The following is an 18,706-nucleotide window of genomic DNA, read 5'->3' on the forward strand; positions in this document are numbered from 1 at the left end:
TGTTACGTCCAAAATTCCTGTTTCGATGCACACGTTCTCAACCCATCACTGGATATCGTGTTGCATACGCTCGCATCATCTTGGTTATGCCTTGAAATGTTTCGTGTTTGCAACGCTGCGGAACATCGTTGTTTGTAAGTGTACCACGTTTTTTTGCATACGTTGGCAATATTTGCTAAACCAGTAGTATTGCAAGTGGGCCAAACCGACGAAAACCCGCGAAAACAAAGGAGTTTCGATGACTGCACAACCGCGACACACTCAAGCAAACACCATTTCCGACGCCTCATCCTCCCACCCAAGCTGGCTTGCCGAAGCGCGATTCTATGAAATCTATCCGCAGAGTTTCGCCGATTCCAACGGCGACGGCATCGGCGACATCCCCGGCATCATCGGCAAACTCGGCTACATCAACGACCTCGGCTGCAACGCGCTGTGGATCAATCCATGCTTCGACTCCCCCTTCAAAGACGCCGGCTATGACGTGCGCGACTACACCCGCGTAGCCGCGCGATACGGCACCAACGACGATCTCGTCGCCCTGTTCGCCGCCGCACACGAACGCGGCATGCACGTACTGCTCGACCTGGTGCCCGGCCACACCAGCGAAGAACACGCGTGGTTCCGCGCCTCCTGCCGCCCCGACCCGGCCGATCGTACGCTGAGCGGCGGCGAGAACGTCTCCGAACGCTACATCTGGACCGACTCGTGGATTGCCGGCGGCGACGGACTGCCGTTCATCGGCGGCGAAACCGAACGCGACGGCACCTACATCCTGAACTTCTTCAAATGCCAGCCGGCGCTCAACTACGGTTTCGCGCACCCGAAGCACCCGTGGCAGAAACCGGCGCTGGGCCCGGACGCCCTCGCCACCTGCGAGGCGATGCTGAACGTGATGCGTTTCTGGCTTTCCCGCGGCGCGGACGGTTTCCGCGTGGACATGGCCGACAGCCTCGTCAAGCATGACGACGACGGCAAGCCCTTCACCATCCGCACCTGGCAGTACCTGTTCTCGAAGATCCGCCCCGAGTTTCCGGACGCCGCGTTCGTATCCGAATGGGGCCGCCCGCACGAGTCGATGCAAGCCGGATTCGACATGGACTTCTACCTCGACTGGCGTTGGGACGGCAATCCGAACGGCTACAACATGCTGCTGCGCAACACCGATACGCCACTGGTCCATGAGAACGACGCCAGCTATTTCAACGCGGACTCCGGCACTTCGATCAGGCCGTTCCTCGACCAGTACCTGCCGCAGCTTCGCGACGCCGAACGGGCCGGCGGACTGTTCGACCTCATCACCTGCAATCACGACACCCTGCGCACGGCCCAGCGACTGACCGAACGCGAACTCCAAGTGGCGTACGGCATGCTGTTCACCATGCCGGGCTGCCCGTTCCTCTACTACGGCGACGAAATCGGCATGCGCTACCGCCCGCTGCCCACCAAGGAGGGCGGCTATGTGCGCACCGGCAGCCGCACGCCGATGCAGTGGGATGCGAAGGCGCCGAATCTCGGATTCTCGGCGGTCGCGAGCGCGGAGGCACTGTATCTGCCGGTCGAGTCGGGGGCTGCGGACGAACCGAGCGGCGCGGTGCCGCCGACCGTTGCCGAGGCGAAGGCGCGCCCGGATTCGCTGTGGCACTGGATTCAGCTGGTACTGAAGTTGCGCACCAAGCATCCTGCGTTGGGTTCGTACGCTGCGTTTGACGTGGCCGCCGCGCCGTCGGACGGCCGCACGTTCGCGTACGTCCGTTCGGCTGCGGACCAATCGGAATCGTTGTTGATTGCGATGAATCCGGGACGCGACGAGGAAACCATCGATGTTCCGGCAGCGTTCGCCGCGAACGCGACGGTACTGGCCAGCCTCGGCTGGGAATCGTCGCCCGACGTGTGCGTTACGGCATCCGGCGCGACGCTGCTGCTGCCGCCGCAATCGTTCGTCATTCTCAAGGCAGCCTGAATCCGCAGCAAACAGCCCCGCAGTCACACAACCAAATCGCGCGAAAAGTACGGCAAGTCCCGCAAAAACGGACCTGAAACAGTCGAATCGCACGAAAAGTACAGTAGGCCCGCGAAACTGTCAAATTCGCACGAAAAGTACGATTACCCCCGCCAAAAACGGCGGAAAACGATCGAATCGTGCGAAAAGAACGGTAAGACCTACAAAAACTGAAGGGAAACAGTCTAATCGCACGAAAAGTACGGTAGGCGTGGCGGGCGGGCGGCCGTGCGTTACTTGCTTACGTACGGCCGCTGTCAGCTTGCATTACTTGCGGCGCTACGTACGTCACTTACGTGACTTGCGCTACGTGCGACACGTGCGCAACGTGCGCTACTTGCGGTCGCCGCGCATCACGGCGGCCAGCGACTGCACGCGCGGCAGGTCGAACACGTCGCCGGACGCAACCACATGACCTTCGCCGTCGGCCAGCGGCACACGCCAGTTGGAGTATTCGCTGGACGTACCCGGCTGGTTCTGCGAGCGCGTCTCGCCCACGCCATCCACCAGCGCGGCCTGCAGCAGCAGTGACGGCGTATCGGTGAGCATGGCGTGCAGCGCCTCGACGATTTCCTGAATGTGGGCGGGCACGTCGTCGGCAACCGACTGGCTGATGTAGCCGTTCTCCACCAAACGGTTCATCATGGCGGTACGTTCGGCCATCGCGGCCGCCGCAAACTCTTCCACCGGCTCGCTGAGCAGATGCAGTTCCTCGCGCAACTTGACGTGTTCGAACGTCAGGTAGCCGGCGGTCGGCGGCAGATCATGCGTGGTGACCGAGGCGAGCGCCTGCTTGCGGTATTCTTCCGGACCCTTGTACGGGTCACCCGCGTTCGGGGAGTCATTTTCGCGCGAGAACCATTCGACATCAGTGCCGAGCACGCCGCGTTCGGCGAGAATCTGACGCACGTAATCGGGCACGGTGCCCAAGTCTTCGCCCACGACCATGCCGCCGGCGCGCGTGGCTTCGATGGCGAGTACGCCGAGCATCGCCTCGTGGTTGTACATCACGTACGCGCCGTTGCGCGCGCCCAGCCCCTGCGGAATCCACCACAGGCGGAACAGGCCGAGCATATGGTCGATGCGCACCGCGCCCGCATGCTCGTACATGGAGTGCACCATCTCGCGGTACACCCGGTACCCGGTGGCCTCCAAGTAGCGTGGATTGAACGGCGGCTGACCCCAATCCTGCCCCTGCTGGTTGTAGAAGTCCGGCGGGCAGCCGACGGTTACGCCACCGGTGGCGAAACGCTCGGGATTGGCCCAGGCGTCTGCGCCGAGGCCATGCACGCCGACCGCCATATCCTGCATGAGGCCCAGTGTCATGCCGCCTTCCATGGCCGCTTGCTGCGCGGCGGTCACCTGTTCGGCGGCGATCCACTGCAGCCAGCGGTTGAACTCGAACAGATCGTGGTGGGCGGCGACCAGCCCCTGCACGGACGGATCGTCGATGGTTTTCTCGAAGAACCAGCGGTTTTCGCCCCATGGCGCGCCCCAGAGCTCGAAGCAGAGGCACCATGTGGCGAAGGAGTCGAGGTCCGGGCCGGCCGCGGCTTTGAAAGCTTCGAATGCCTGTTCGCGTTCGGCGCTGCGGCCGGCGTCGAAGATGAGGCGCAGGGCGGGGCGCTTGGCATCCCATGCCGCGTTGATGTCCATCGGCGTGGATTCCTCGTTGCGGTGCGCCACTTCGGCGTGCAAGGCATCGACCTTCGCACGGGCCTCGGCGCTCAACGTGGCGTATTCGGGGATGTCCTGCGGACGGATGTAGGTGACGTTGAGGAATCGGCGGGATTCCGGCAGGTAGGGTGAAGGTTCGAGCGGCGGGATCGGAGCGCCGGCGTGAATCGGGTTGATGAGCATGAAGTCCGCGCCGGTTTTGTGCGCCGCGTCGGCCAACATGCGCTTCAAGTCGCCGTAGTCGCCTACACCCCATGATTCGTGCGAGCGCACGGAATACATCTGCGTCATCCAGCCCCAGCGGTGGTGTTCCTGCACCGCTTCGGGCACCGGGATGCGCGCGGGGGCGTTGATGATGGCGGCGGTGCCGGTGCGGGTGTCCGGGGCTGCGGTGCCGGTGGCGGCGGGAGCTGTGGTTGCGAGGGCGTCGTCGGGCGCGACGACCGCGACCGTCAGTGTGTGATAGCCCATCGGCAGGTCCGCATCGAGCGTCAGCACCGGATGATCGGCATTGAAGTCCGGCAGTACGGTGAAGTCTGTGAATGCCGAACCGTCTTCGAGCCTGATGCTGACGTTCACGTCCGCATCGGAAGCGCAGTTCAGTTCGATGCGGGTCTTCTTGCCGACGACCGCCACGACGGTGGGCGGCAGCAGCTGCGCGCGTTCGGCGGCTTCAAGATTCTCGATGGATTGCGCGACGGCTTCCGGGGTCGAGGCGTCCACGTCGAGGGCCTTGAGCACGGCGATCAGCGCCTCGTCGCTGATTTCGGTGTAGGTGCCGAGCTGATCGATAAATGAAGTGGCCAGGCCGGACGCCTTGGCGAGCCTGATCAATGGGCGGGCCAGTCGCGCCGCGCTTTCCGTGCGCTGGGTGGGTTCGGAAGACCGCGAGGATTGCGCAGCTTCTTCCGCATATGCCGTGGCTGTTGCGGTTGTCGCGGCTGTTGCGGCCGTCGCGGCCATCGCAGTCGCCTCGGCCGTCTCAGTCACCGCAGACTCCCCTTCAAGCGCGTTAATCACCACGGCCTCCTGTACACCTTTCTTCGCCGCCTCAGACTCCCCCGTATCTGCCGCAGCCGCCACGTTGTTCTTTGTATCCATATCAATCACTGTAGTTTCTTCTGCACCCGTCTTGGCCACTGCCTCGGCAACCGCACCGTTGCTTTGTTCATCTGTCATTACAGACTCCTTATACGCTCTATAGTTGCTCATCGTTTGCATTACTACCTAGAAGCCGCTCTACGTTGAGTTTCCAGCAGTCTTACAGGCCAATGCTTAAGCCGTTCGTCTCATACCGTATCTCAGATTGACAACGATTGCAAGATATCGGTGCGTTGAGGGCCCTCACCCCCACTCGCCTTGCGGAACTCTCTTTTGCGAATTTGACTCACTGACGCGAGCTCAGTGAGTCAAATTCGCACAACACAACAGGGAGGCCGCCATACGGGGGTCGAAGAGCGTCAGCCACGGCGAGCGGCGTGACGAGCCTGGAAAGAGATGCCACCGCCACTCCGACTCCGCCGCCGAAGCAACACCACACCAACCAGCCGAGCCCACCGACCAACCGCACAACCGGCCACACTAACCGGCCACACCAACCAGTCGAGCCCACCGACCAGCCACGCAACCCAAGTATCAAAACCGTCAATCCCGCAATCTCAACCACTCAGCGTACGTTCCTCCAGACTAAAAGACCTCTCATCTGGGAAAACGTACGCTGAGCGAGAGTAAGCATACGTTTTTCCAGATGATGCGAGATTTACTCTGGAAGAACGTACGCTAAGAAACAAGCCCGACTCATCTCGTCACTTGTGGTCTCCCTCTTGCGAATTTGACTCACTGACGCGAGCTCAGTGAGTCAAATTCGCACAACACAACAGGGAGGCCGCCATACGGGGGTCGAAGAGCGTCAGCCGCGGCGAGCGGCGTGACGCGCCTGAAGAGAGACGTCACAGCCGCCCCGCCGCCGCCGACGAAGCAACACCGTCACCACGACCAACGCCAGCACGGCGGCTGCGATGCCGCCCAGCGCCAGCCACGTGGTGTTCAGGCCGTGCACTTCATCGGGCGCGGGCACCTCGTTGGGGATTTCGGCGCGCACGGCGGAAACCAGCAGTCGGTGCGAGTTGACGCCGTAGGGCGTGCAGGTGATCAGGGTGACGCGGTCTTCGCCGGGCGTGATGCGCAGTTTGCTGGAGTCGCTGGGCTCGATCACGCTGATGCGGTCGATTTTGTAGCCGAGGGTTTCGCCCATCACGTCGATGTAGAAGGAGTCACCGACCTTCAATTCGTCGAGGCGGGTGAACAGTAGCGAGCCGGGCAGTCCGCGATGCCCGGTGATTACGGCATGTGTGGATTTGCCGCCCACCGGCAGCGAAGTGCCGTACAGGTGGCCGGCGCCCACGGCCAGAGCGTCGTCGCTGGTGCCGTGGTAGATGGGAAGGTTCACGTCGATTTCGGGGATGCGGATGGATCCCATCACGCCCTGGCCGGCGTCGAGCAGACTCTGGTATTCGGTGTCTTTGGCGGCCAGGGAATCGTCTGCGTCGGAGGTGGTGGATTGGCCGGCGTTGCTGGTGAAGGGATCCTGGACCTCGCCGATGGTGGTCTGGCCGCTTGCGGCAAGCTTCTGATTGTAGGCGCGCGCGGCTTTGAGCTTGTTTTCGGCTTGCGGGTACGGCCAGTTGGCGACCTCGCTTTGTGCCTGCTGCACGGTGTTGTTTTGCCGGTATTCGTTGATGGCGCGCATTACGAACGGAGTAGTGATGATGGCCAGTCCGATCAGCAGGAACACTACGGACAGGATGCTGAACAGCAGGGAGCCTTTGTCACGACTGTTGTTGGGCTTGCCGGATTTGTTGGGTTTGTTGGTTGTGTCGCCGACCTCGCTTGTGCCTGTGCTGGATTCGCTGGTCTTATCGTTGATTTCGCCGGTTGCGCGACCGGTTTCGCTGGCCTTGTTGACTGCACGCTTTTGATTGTTGATTTCGCCGATTGTGGCGTCCGTTTGATTGGTTTCGCTAATTTCGTTGGACGCGCCGTTACGACTGTTCGCGCTTGTGCTTGTGCTTGCGACTGCTGTGGTCATGATCATCACCTCCTTTGGCGCTACTCAGATTGTTGTTGATGAACGTTGACGGACAGATAGCGTTTTCACGGATATGAGAGAACCTCTGGCGTGCGCCGCCGCTCAGGAGAGGAAGCGGCGCCGCACGCCAGAGGCGGACATGATGCCGGCGAAGGAATGAAGGAGAGAAGACCTCCGCCAGCATCATTCAAGGATTCACGTCAGGCCTTGCGGCGAGCGCGAAGAGCGAACAGACCACCAGCGGCGATGAACATGGCACCGGCCGCGATAATCATCACGAGGCCCACGCCACCAGTCTTCGGCAGCTCGGTGATGTTCTTGGCGTTCCAGATGTTCAGGGTCTTGCCGTCCTGAGACAGGGTGATACGTTCATCAGTACCATCCTTGCTGTTGGTCACGGCCGTAATGGTCTTGTGGCCATTCTCCTCACTGCCCGTGGTCGGGGTGATGGTGAAGTTGAACTTCGGCAGGCTGACGGCGGTGTAGCCAGCCGGAGGAGCGATCTCCTCGACCTCGTAGGTACCGGAGTCAAGGCCTTCAACCGCGATGTTGCCATCGGCGTCGCTCACGAAGACACCAGCAGTGGTGCAGCTATTATTCGTGATCTGATCGGCGGTGCAAGCCGTAGGCTTGGTGTTCTCATACTTCCAACCGGACTTGTCGTCGGCGGTGTTGGTGTACGTGCCGAGGTACTTGCCATTGTTGGAGGTGTCCGCACCAGCCTTGATGACGAACTGGGCGCCGGGCAGCTTGGTGCCAGCCTTGTCGGTCTTGTGGATGCCGAACTTGTAAGCGTAGACCGGAACTTCCTTGCCGGGAACCTTGTGGGCGTCGCTCACTTCGTTCGGCTTGTTGGAGTAGCGCAGGTCGTCGCGGTTCCAGTTCTCCAGCGGGTCGTTGGAGTTCGCATCGGAAATCTTCGCATTGGCGTTCAGCTTGGCCTGGAAGATCACGGTGACGGTAGCACCTTCGTCGATCTTGCCGGTGGTCTTAGAAGTGGACTCATCAGCCATGTTCACGTACTTGGCGAGATCGATGGTGGTCACGTGGCCACCCTTATAGAGGTCGGTGTCCGGAACATCGGTGGCAGGGTTGTTGTCGTCGTCATAATCCGCGACGGACACGGTGTAGTCCTTGCCGTACTGAAGCTTAGTGGTGCCGACCTTGACGGACACAACCGGGTCGCCGTCCTTGATAGCAGCAGCCGCCGGCACAGTCAACGCCTTATCCGCGGTATCAATGATCTGGAAGACACGGGTCTTACCAGAGGTTGTGCTCAGCGTCGGGTCGATGTCGTAGCCGGTGAAGGTCGGGATCTTGGAGGTCAGCTCGTAGGAGACGGTGTCGCCCACCGCGTAGTCGGGCTTGGTGTTGTCCGTGTAACCGCCATTGCCGTCCGGATCAACAAGCTTCTTGTCAATGGTCGGGGTGGTGTTCTTCAGCGTCACCGTGCCCCAGCCGTCGGCACCGGCGAAGGTGGTCGGCGTGATGATCGGGATGGAGTTGGTCTCCTTCTTGGCGACTTCCTCGTTGTTGGTGGCGTCCTCAAGGAACCACAGGCCCTGCTCAAGGTTCTCGTTCGCGCCGGTCTTCAGCGCACTGTTACCAGTCTTGTCGGCAGGCTGTGCGCCGTTCTTGGCCAGCTCCGCCTGCAGCGAGGTGGCGAACGCGCGCAGTGGCGAGCTGTCGCCGCCCCACGGGGAATTCAGCTCGCTCAGCGCGGCACCGGATTGGTCCTTGAATACCTTCTCGACCAGATAACCCATTGGGTTGTTGTCGATGCCGTTAGCGGTGTAGTAGTTGCCATCAGCCTTATAGCCAGCCAGCTGATCGGCGGTCATTGCACCCTCAATAGCCGAGACCATGTCGTTGTCGGTGTCGATGAGGAAGCCGTTGATGCTCTTCGTTGTGCCATCATCGTTGACCTTGTACGTGATGCTGGTTAGCGAGGCGAGATGCCAACCGTTGAAAGTGTGCTCATAGTTATTAGATGGCAGGTTGATGGTGATGCTACCCGTGGTCGGGTTTGCCGGATAGTTGGGATCATCCGCCGCATAGGCGGAGGAGGCGCCGAGCGCGAGGCCGGCGACGGCGACGCCCAGAGCCGCAGCTCCGGAGATCGCCTTCTTGAACAGGGAGTTCATGGTTGTTCCTTTCTCTACTCCTGTGTAAAGGTTCTTACATTTGTGATGAGGTTCAGGGTGTGTACAACGCGGTTATGACTCGGCGTCTTCCTCCCCTCGCCGGTGAGTGATGAATCGATGGATGCCGGCGGCAACAAGGCCGGCAAGTATGAATCCGCCGCCGACCAGAAGCACCAGTCTTCCGGTCCAATCGATGCCCGTAACAGGCAATCCGGTCAGCACCTTCGTATTCACAAAGGCAGCGGCGGGAGCGTCCCCCGAAGTATTGTTACCGAAGTCGTCAGTCACGCGAGTCATCACGGCGCTGACCGTGAGACCGGCAAGCGTACCGTTCTCAGCCTTCTTGTGCTGCACGGTCACGGTGACCTTGTACACGGCCTTGGAGTACCGCAAGTCCTTCACCTGATCGGCGGCGTCCGGCACAACCTCGGTCACCCGGTACACGTACGTCTTCGCGTACGTACCGTCAGCACCAGCGTCATCGGCGAGCGTGCCTTCGGTGAACGTCAGCTTGCCGAACGTACCGGTGACCGAAGTCTCTCCTGTCGAACCGGCGGCAGGTGCAAGCGCAATCGTGCAATCGTCAAGCGAACTGCAGTTGCTGGGCACCGGAATCGAGCCGGGCTGGTTCGCATCCCACGCCGCGATCTTGAACGTAAACGGCACAAACGCACCGTTCGCATCGGTCGGCCAGCTGGTGTGCTTCACGGACTTCTTCACCGGAATCGTTACGTCGACCGGCGTCTCGCTGTTCGCAATCGCCGTCACGGCATTGCCGTTGCCGTCGGTGATCTTGGTGCCGCTTTGATCGATGACGATGGTGTACACCGTGGCGACGCGATCGTAGCCGGCCGGGGCTTTCGTTTCGGTCAGGTGATACGTGCCGAACGCAAGGCCCTTTACGGTAAATGCGCCGGCGGTTTCGTTGGAATCCGCAACTTCAGTACCGTCGCAACCATCGATTGCGGCAGATTGGCCACCGATGTTGTCGGCCACGCAGAACGTGTCGGTACGACCGTCGGAAGCGGCGATCTTCCACTGCGAACCGGCGAGCTGTTCACCGGTTTTGTTGTCGGTTTTCGACCACTTGACTTCGGTGGGCTTGTCCGCGATTGCTACGGTGCCATCGGTCAGGATGCTCGGCTTCTTGCCGCCCGTCCATGTGACCTTGCCATTCGCCACGGTGAACTCGTACACGGTGGTGTTGAGCGTGTAGCCGTTCGGCGCGGTCTTTTCGACCAACGTGTATGTGCCGTCAGTCAGGTCGTTGACAGTGAAGATGCCCTCAGTACCGTTGATGTCACAACGGTAGGCCTTGTCGATGCCGCATTCGGCGAGCGCGCGGCCGTCGGAGAGCGTGCCGGAGTCGGCCGGTTCGGCCTCGTCAGCGGACTTGTCGACAGTCATCTCTGCAGAACCTGCGGCCTCAGCGCTCTCGCCACCGGGCACCTGCCCGCCCAGCCGCGCCCACGACTCGGCCGCCTGCGCAGCCGCATCAGCCTGAGCAGCATCGTCCTGCGCGGCAGCAGCGGAAGCGGCCACATACGTGCAGTTGGGCGCGGTTTCCGCGTACTTGTTGTTCGCATCGTACGAATCAATCACAATGATCGTGCGGTTGTTGAACATCACGTCCTTACCGGTGCCGCCCGGCCACCAGTTCGTGCTGCTCGAATTGTTGTTCGCATCGTGAAGTACGAAGCCGTTGCTGCCGCCCAGTCGCGGCACTTCGGCATACAGATAGTCGGTGTTGCAGCTCTGCTCCAGATGCACGAACGTCCACTTATCCGCCGATGTGTTCTTCACGCCGTAGTACAGCCAAGCGTCATTCCAGCCGGAAACCACCGACTTCTTGACGTAGACGAGCGTGTTCTGATCGTCGGTGACGCGCACCCTCACGGTGGCGGTTTTGTCGCCGGCCTTCGCGGTGATGGTCACGGTGCCGGTGTCCACGCCGGTCACGACACCGGAGGCTGCATTCACCGTGGCAATCTTCGGATTGGACGACGACCACACGGCCTTTACCTTGGCCGGATCGACCACGGCGGTCAGATTCACCGCGCCGCCGGTTTTCATGTTGAGGGTGTCGCTGGCCTCGACTGTCTGGTTGTTCTCGTCGCGGATTTCGATCGAGTTCACAGCAGGTGTCTTGACGGTCACGATCACCTGAGCGCACTTGGTCGCATCGGAGACCGCGCACGCTTTGATGGTGGCCTGGCCGGCTGAATAGGCCATCACACCGCCGGATGCGTTCACATCGGCGACGGTCGGCACACTGGAAATCCACGTCACGGACTGGCTGGCACCAGCCGGGGTGACTTTGGCGGTCAGGCCGGTGGTGTCGCCTTCGGTCAAGGTGAGCGCAGTGACGGTTTTGCCGTCCTTGTCTGTCACGGTCACGCCGGTGACGGCATACGTGTTGTCCTGAATGCTCCATTGGGTATCCGCAGCTTCGCCGGCGGACGCCTTCTTGGTGAGCGTCCATTCGGAGCCGGAAAGACCCTTGGTTACGGTGCCGCTGTCGTTACCGTCAGCCACCTTGGCCCATGTGATGCTTGCGCCGGCGACCGTATTGCCGATCTTGCCGTCGGTGATGGTTTCGCCGTTATCGGCAGTACCGCTCACCCAGTTGACGGTTTCGCCCTTTGCGCTGGTGGTGACGGTGTAGATCTTGTTGCTCGCCTGGTAGCCGGCCGGCGCCTTGAGTTCCTTGATGTAGTAGGTGGCGTTCGGATTGAGGCTGCGCACCTTGATGGTGCCGCCAGTGGCGTCGGAATCGTTATTGCCGTTGTCGGCCACCAACAGAATCTGGTTGGTTCCAGCCTCGGCATCCGCTGCACTGGCGTAGATGCCCCACTGGGAGCCTTCCAGCGGCGTGGTCATGTTCGCCGCATCGACCTTCTGCCAGCCGATCACCGAGCATTCGGAAGTGTACGAGCCATTCCACGGCAGGTTGTGGCGCTCCTGATCCATGTCGATGATGGATGCGGAGGGCGTATTGCTGGCACCGAAATTCTTCGCCACGGTCGGGTTGGCCATGCCGAAGTCCTCGCCGACCATCACACGGCCGTTGGTGGTCACGTGCGATTCAAAGCTGCCGTACGGCACGAGGATGCTGCCGAGCATGGCGGCGGCCGGGTCGTCGTTGTTCGCGGTGTTCTGGCCGCCCTTGATGGTGAGTGTACTGCCGGACAGGATTGCTTTGAAGTTCCACATGATCGCCTGCGCGGCATGGGCGTAGGCTTTGGCGTTCGCGTTGCCGTTGACGTAGCCGTTGGAGATTTCTTTGACGTCGCTGTCGGTGATGTTGGCGTTCGCGTTGCCGCCCCACCAGAAGCGCCAGCCGTTCTGGAACACGACGTTGGTTCCGCTGTTCGTACCGGTTACGTTGACGACTACGGAAGCGTTGTCCGGGATGTTGCGGAACCAGTAGCTCACGCCTTGTGCATTGGTGATCTGGTTCAGCAGGTCGGCATCGATGGTGAACGACTGCAGCAGGGACTGGCCGTCACCGGTGAAGGTGAGCAGCTTCTCACTGTGATTGAAGCCGGAGAACGACTGGGAATTGTCGTACTTGTAACGGATGTAGCCGCTGATGCTTGGAGCGTCGGAGACGGTCACCGTGCCGTTTTGTGGGATGGCTACAAGCTCGATGGACAGCTGCACGTTTGCGGCGGTCTGGCCGGAGTAGTCGGTGCCGTTCACGTTGGCGAGCACGTTGGTGCCGTTCGCATCGGCGTTCCATGCCACGTACGGGGTGTTTGCACCGCCGGCATTGCCCTTCTCGTAGCTGTACGGATACACGCTGTCGGTTTTCGTGCCCCATGCCTGGGTCGTGGTACCGGCCAGCTTCGCGTTGTAACCCGTAATCTGCTGTTTCGAGGCATTCATCTTCTGGTTCAGACCAGCCGCGGTGCCCCAAGCCATCGTCTTCACGTTCGCGCCGTTCGCGACTTGGCTGAACCCGCTGTCCTGACCGCCCACGGCGAGCACGGTGCTGTTGACCGGCGGGGTGAACTGGGAGCCGAACGCAACAGTGCCAACGGAGAAGAAGCCCTTCAATGGGTGAAGCAGCGCATCGCCCTTCACCACCGTCAGACCTTCGATTTCCGTGGCGTACGAGCCGTCGGGGCCAGGTGCGTCGCTGCCGTTCAGTTTGTTGGCATCCGTAGTAGGCGTGCCGACGAAGAAGTTGCGGCCCACATAGGTGGCCACACCGGTGTCGTTCATGGCACCCGTGGCGGTGCTGTCGCCAAGATTATGGGTTTCTGGCACGCAAATGCCTGCCGTTCCGGCGGCTGCAGGAGACGTGCCGTTGTCGGCGTAGGCGGCGTAAGGGGCTGTGACGGCACCGGCTACGGCGGTGGCGAGCATCATTGAGACGGCAAGAATCGCGGCGGATACGGACTTGCATCCAGCCGTTATGCCTCCCCTGCGATGTTCGCGAATCACGGTTACCTCATCTCCTGTACTTCCGCCTTGCGACGCTGTGTTTTGCGCTGCTGCACGCATCACGGGCTTCGGTGCTCTCTCTTCACCGTGACCGCCTTACCATTGCGGTCCAGCCCGGTTCGCGTTGCCGTTGATTTGTGCGTCGTTGTTTGACGTTTGCGGTTTGTTGAGTTGTTGCTGAGCCGTTTGCCGTTGTGCGGCTTGTGCAGCTCTGCAGTCAGCTGGTGCATAGCTCAGCTTTGAGGGTTATGCACGTCGCTTGGCGTTATGTGACGTTTGTTTTTCCGGAAATCTTGCATTCGTTTGCTAACTGAACCACGGCATTGTTTGCATGACCTCCGTCACGTTGACAGTGTACCGCGAACGTTGTCATTTTTCTACTCGGCATGTCCACAGTTCGAAAGAGAAATCACAGCATCCCCCTTCCGATTGCATGTTTGCGCTAACAAATCCAAGTATTTTCAGTCATTTGCACATAATCGCCGTATATGCATCCCCCGTATTCCCATGTATACTGATGTGCATACGTATGCGGTACTACTCATTGACGAGCTATGCCTACGTGAGGGAGAGAGCAATGGAGAGAACCCCACAGCTACGATTCACCGCCAAAAAGTTGCAAGCGTTGTCAACCATGCTCGCAGCGTTCGTCGTCACGGCTTTGTGCGTCATCATCAGCCCCGGCCCCACCACCGCACTAGCCGAAGGCGCCACCTCCGCCGTGACCAGTCTGACGGCGCAATGGATCAAGTCGTCCAGCAACGGCACCATCGACCCGAGCACCGGCCAGATCACGTTTACGCCGAGCGGCTATTACGACACCCTCTCGGCCACGGCCCAGTTCGATCTCACCTCGTCCGGCCAGTCCAGCGCCGGCGGCGGCGAAACCATCCCCGCAGGCGACCTCCAATGGCGCATTCCCGCCCACCTGTTCACCGGACGCGACGGCAAACCCACCGGCGATGCGCAGCTTCCCGTCCCAGAAGCACCCAACTACAACACCGGTACCGGACTGCAGTACACCTACGACGAATCCACCGACGAGTACGTCGTCACCAACGCCATCGACATCCCGGCAGCCAACACCTTCAGCATCCAAGTCACCTACACAGCCACCGCCGGCGACGTGCCGGACAAAAACACCAAGCCAGACAAGGACTACGCCGGCAAAGGCACCGGCTCCATCACCTCCAGCGCCACCATCAAAGGCAGCGACGAAACCAAAACCACCCCGCCAATCACCGGGACCAACGACACCGGCATCACCATCTCCAGCATTTTCAAGTATTACGACAGCGTGGGCGAGACCGAGGATTTCCTGCCCAGCGACTGGGTCGACAGCGGCGCATACATCGACGGCTACCACTATGTGAAGTGGAAGGTCACGCTTTCCGCCACCGGCGCCCAACCGGGCACCGCCGAAATCACCGACACCATCACCGACAGTCTGGGCGGCGACGTACTCGGCCTGCTGAACGCCGCCGGAACTCCCATAAGCGACGCATGGGACCCGGGGCCTTACACGGTCAGCATCACGCCCGGCACCACCTACACCTACTACGTGGTCACCTACTATGACGGCGAGTCCTTGCCCACCGACGAAAACTACACGTTCGAGAACAGCGTGACCGGCAAGGTCACCGGCGACGACGACGGCATCACCACCGAAAAAAGCAACACCGCCGACCAGGAGATCAAGAACAACTCCTTCGCATACGACGGCGACATCTACCGCCTCGACAAATCCTGCGGCGACTACTACTCGAACTACGAAGACTTCGACCACCCCACCACCGAATGCACCATCACAGGCGGCCTTACCGCACTTGACATCGGCAAAGCCGTACATCCCACCATGTTCAAAAACCACTACGCCGCCCGGACCTACGGCCTGACCACAGCAGCGGGCAGTGCGAGCGGAGGCGCGTCATACACGGCACCCACCGACCAATCCGAATACGGCCAGAAAACCGTGCGCCATGAATTCATCGACGACAACTTCCTCTTCGGCGAGGAATACCCGCGCCAGATGGAACAGGGCGGCACCGAACCGGACCGCCAAGGCGACCCGACCCTCCCCACGCAAGGCTACGCCAAACTGCAACCCGACGACTTCTACATCGACTCGATCACCATCCCCACGGGCTGCTCGGAAACACAATCAAGCTACTGCGACACATCGGACGTCGAGTTCAGCGAATCGGCACGCGGCTGGACGGTATACGACTGGGCGCAGGACGACACCGGCAACTGGGGACTGACCGTGCGCGACCCCTGGACCGATTACCAGAACAAGGATTCCGACAAACTGCACCTCTACGGCCTGAGCGCCACATGGAATTACGACACCAAGCAATGGACCACCGCATGGAAACCCATCAGCGGCAACCTCGGCTATGCCGACGGCGGCGTCAACGAAATGGCAATGGCCAACGGAGCCACCTGGCAGCTCAACCCCTTCGATCATTTCATCGCCATCAAGGCCGTGTACGAATCCAAAACCGCAGCCGCCGTGGAGCTCAACCTGGGCGTGAGAATCACGCTCATGACCAGCGATCATGTCAAGACGCTGCTCAAGAAACTCAACGACGCCAAAACCGCGACAACCGACGAACTGCGCGATGACTACGTGACGCTCACCGACTACAACACGATGGTGGTGCGCACGCAGGACCAGATCGAGCAAGGCAAGAAAGGCATCGCCGGCTTCGACTGGCGGCAGATCACCGGAAACGATTATGGTTCCTGCACACCCTACTGGGGCGACTACGACCAGTGGCAGTTCGAAGGCTACCACGGCCAATTCAACGTGGACCCGTTCAACAGCGACGAACAATACTACGACTACGACACCGCATTCGGACGTTCCGGACCACCATGGGCGGGCACAACGACCGGAGCGCCCATCTGCCACGCCAGAGCCATACAGCGCCTGACGCCATTCGCCATGGAATCCATCAAAAGCAAGACCATCGACGGCAACTGGACGAGCGACGCCGTCAACGGCCGCGTCAAGATCCCCTACAAGGTCACCATGGGCGAGACCGGCGACTACAGCAAGGAGTACATGAACAAGAACTGGGCCACCCCGCAGCAGCGCGGCACCTTCTACGACCTGCTGCCCACCGGCGTGACGCCCGATGTGGACAGCGTGAAGGTCACTGCCGTAGACGACACGACCGTCATGACCATTCTCACCGCGAAAGCCTACCCCAACTATCGCGGATCCGGACGCACGCTGCTGAAAGTGGAAGCCGAAGCACCGGACGGCTACACCAACCTGCGGTACACCAACGGCGACGCCGGCAAATCCACCATGACGCTGCGGTTCGACTCCTACATCAGCTGGCAGGACGCCAACGATCTCGGCTACAAGGACAACGCCAAGGACCTGCACAACGTGGTGGCCTACGAAACCTACAACGGCGGCATCGCCGACGGCGACGACAACGACGACCTGACCGGATTGTCGGACGCCACGCTCGGCGACAACTGGAGCAGCGACGAGCGCGCCGCCATGCGCAAGCTCGACACCATGAACACAAACTTCACGTTCCTCTACGAGGCGGCCAGCACCACCATCGCCTTCGACACGGTCGCCTCGTCCGGCCTGGAGAAGCACGTGCGCGGCGGCACCCAGCTCGACTGGACCAACGGCAAGAACAACGAAGTGATGGTGCGGGCCGCCGGCCAGTACGAATACCGTCTGCGCTATACGCCCACGCCCAGCACCACCGCGCGCGGCATCGTGCTCTACGATTCGCTGGAGAACTACCTCAGCTCCGACACGTCCGCCTCGGACACGGCGGTCGACGCTAGCACGCCGCGCTGGCGGGGCACGCTCAGCAGCGTGAACGTGCAGCAGGCCATCGACCAAGGGTTCGCGCCGAAAGTGTACTGCTCCAAGGTCGCCGGCCTGAATCTGTTCGGGCCGACCGGGGCCGCCAACGAAGCGAACCGCGACCTGACGGACACCGCAATCTGGGAGGACTGCACGCCGCCCGCCGTGGGGGACGAGACTGACCACGGCACCTACGACTATTCCAAGGTCAAGGCCGTGGCGATTGACCTGAGCCGGGCCGCGGACGGCAGCGAGGCGAAGCTCGCCGGCGGCTCGTCCGTGCAGGTGACGCTCGTGATGAACGCGCCCAGCGATCCGACCGAGGTGGCCGGGTATGTGGACGCCGACGCACACGCCTACAACGGCACGCATGTGAAGACCACCACCACTGGCACTGGGGCTGGCGGTACGGCCGCCACCGCGGTGAACAACATCGACTTCGGATACACACGCGTCGGACTGGTGGCGGATACGGTGACGTTCACGTTCACCAAGGTGGACGGGTCGGATTCGAGCGGCTCTGGGCCGGGTGATGTGAAACCGCTCGCGGGTGCCACGTTCGCGCTCTACCGCTGGGTCGGTTCCGGTTCAGCACCGACTGCCGGACTCATCGACCCGGATGCGATCGACAGCGCGGCTTCCGGCTCGACTGGAGAAACGGGCACAGCTACGGACGATTCTGCCGCCAACGCGAGTACCGATGCGAGCGCGCAATCGAACACCAGCGCCGCCAACGCTGCCGACTGGAAGCGCGTGGGCGAGGCCAAGACCAGCGGCGACGACGGTTCGATAGCGCTCGGCGGCCTGATGGTCGGCACCTATCGGCTGGTCGAAACCGGCACCCCGGACGGATTCGCGCCGCCGCACTGCCAGTGGGCCATCACGGTGACCGCACCATACCAAGGCAGCAGCACGCTCGTCATCCACAAACCCACCATCATCACCGCAAGCGGGCAGACGAGCGTGGGCAGCGCCGCGGCCCTCGCACCCGGATTCGAGACGGGCAGTGACGGCGGCTACCTGCTGGCGAACTACGCGACCCCGACTCTGCCGATGGCGGGCGGCCGCGGACTTCCGGCGATTCTGGGCGTCGGCGTGCTGATGCTGCTGCTGTCCGGCACCTGTTACATGGGCTACTGCCGCACCCATCGCCGTCGCTCGGACGACTGATTCGGGTTGGGCGGGCGACCAAACAACCCGTCTATCCGGACCGTCGGTCTCCTCAGCGTACGTTCTTCCAGACTAAACGACCCCTCATCTGGGAAAACGTACGCTGACTGACACTCAGCGTACGTTTTCCCAGATGGAAGCGTTTTTCCTCTGGACTAACGTACGCTGACGAATCTGCGGCACAGCACACAGCACACGTCGCACAATCGCACATCGCACAATCGCACGTCGCACTTATGAACCGCACATGATATCGTTGTCACAGCAATGACGACACCATTCATGCGCGGCCATGATCAAGACATGCCAACAACATGCAAAACCATGTCCGATCA

At 61.2% G+C, this 18,706-nt stretch carries 6 protein-coding genes; 2 read left to right on the forward strand and 4 right to left on the reverse strand.

The window, feature by feature from the left end; translation table 11 throughout:
* The first annotated feature begins 238 nt into the window (after positions 1–238).
* Positions 239–1,963 carry an alpha-amylase family glycosyl hydrolase gene (locus G1C97_RS07815; protein WP_169241278.1) on the forward strand — a complete coding sequence of 575 codons (1,725 nt, stop codon included), beginning with the start codon at positions 239–241 and terminating at the stop codon, positions 1,961–1,963.
* Between the two features lie 372 nt (positions 1,964–2,335).
* Here G1C97_RS07815 and malQ read toward each other — a convergent pair whose 3' ends face one another.
* The 4 genes from malQ to G1C97_RS12440 form a co-directional block, all read right to left on the reverse strand.
* Positions 2,336–4,642 carry a 4-alpha-glucanotransferase gene (gene malQ / locus G1C97_RS07820; protein WP_169241323.1) on the reverse strand — a complete coding sequence of 769 codons (2,307 nt, stop codon included), beginning with the start codon at positions 4,640–4,642 and terminating at the stop codon, positions 2,336–2,338.
* A gap of 946 nt (positions 4,643–5,588) precedes the next feature.
* Positions 5,589–6,767: a class C sortase gene (locus G1C97_RS07825; protein WP_169241279.1), complete on the reverse strand. Its 1,179-nt coding sequence runs from the start codon at positions 6,765–6,767 to the stop codon at positions 5,589–5,591.
* A gap of 200 nt (positions 6,768–6,967) precedes the next feature.
* Positions 6,968–8,911 carry a SpaH/EbpB family LPXTG-anchored major pilin gene (locus G1C97_RS07830; RefSeq protein ID WP_169241280.1) on the reverse strand — a complete coding sequence of 648 codons (1,944 nt, stop codon included), beginning with the start codon at positions 8,909–8,911 and terminating at the stop codon, positions 6,968–6,970.
* A 72-nt stretch (positions 8,912–8,983) separates the two neighbouring features.
* Entirely contained in the window at positions 8,984–13,360 is a 4,377-nt protein-coding gene (locus tag G1C97_RS12440; RefSeq protein ID WP_169241281.1) for a SpaA isopeptide-forming pilin-related protein, read from the reverse strand.
* Between the two features lie 577 nt (positions 13,361–13,937).
* On the opposite strand from G1C97_RS12440, the gene G1C97_RS07840 reads away from it, so the two are divergent.
* Positions 13,938–18,371, forward strand: coding sequence for a prealbumin-like fold domain-containing protein (locus tag G1C97_RS07840; protein ID WP_169241282.1), 4,434 nt, complete (start codon positions 13,938–13,940; stop codon positions 18,369–18,371).
* Positions 18,372–18,706 lie beyond the last annotated feature (335 nt).

The sequence above is a fragment of the Bifidobacterium olomucense genome, from assembly GCF_012932375.1.
Classification (GTDB): domain Bacteria; phylum Actinomycetota; class Actinomycetes; order Actinomycetales; family Bifidobacteriaceae; genus Bifidobacterium; species Bifidobacterium olomucense.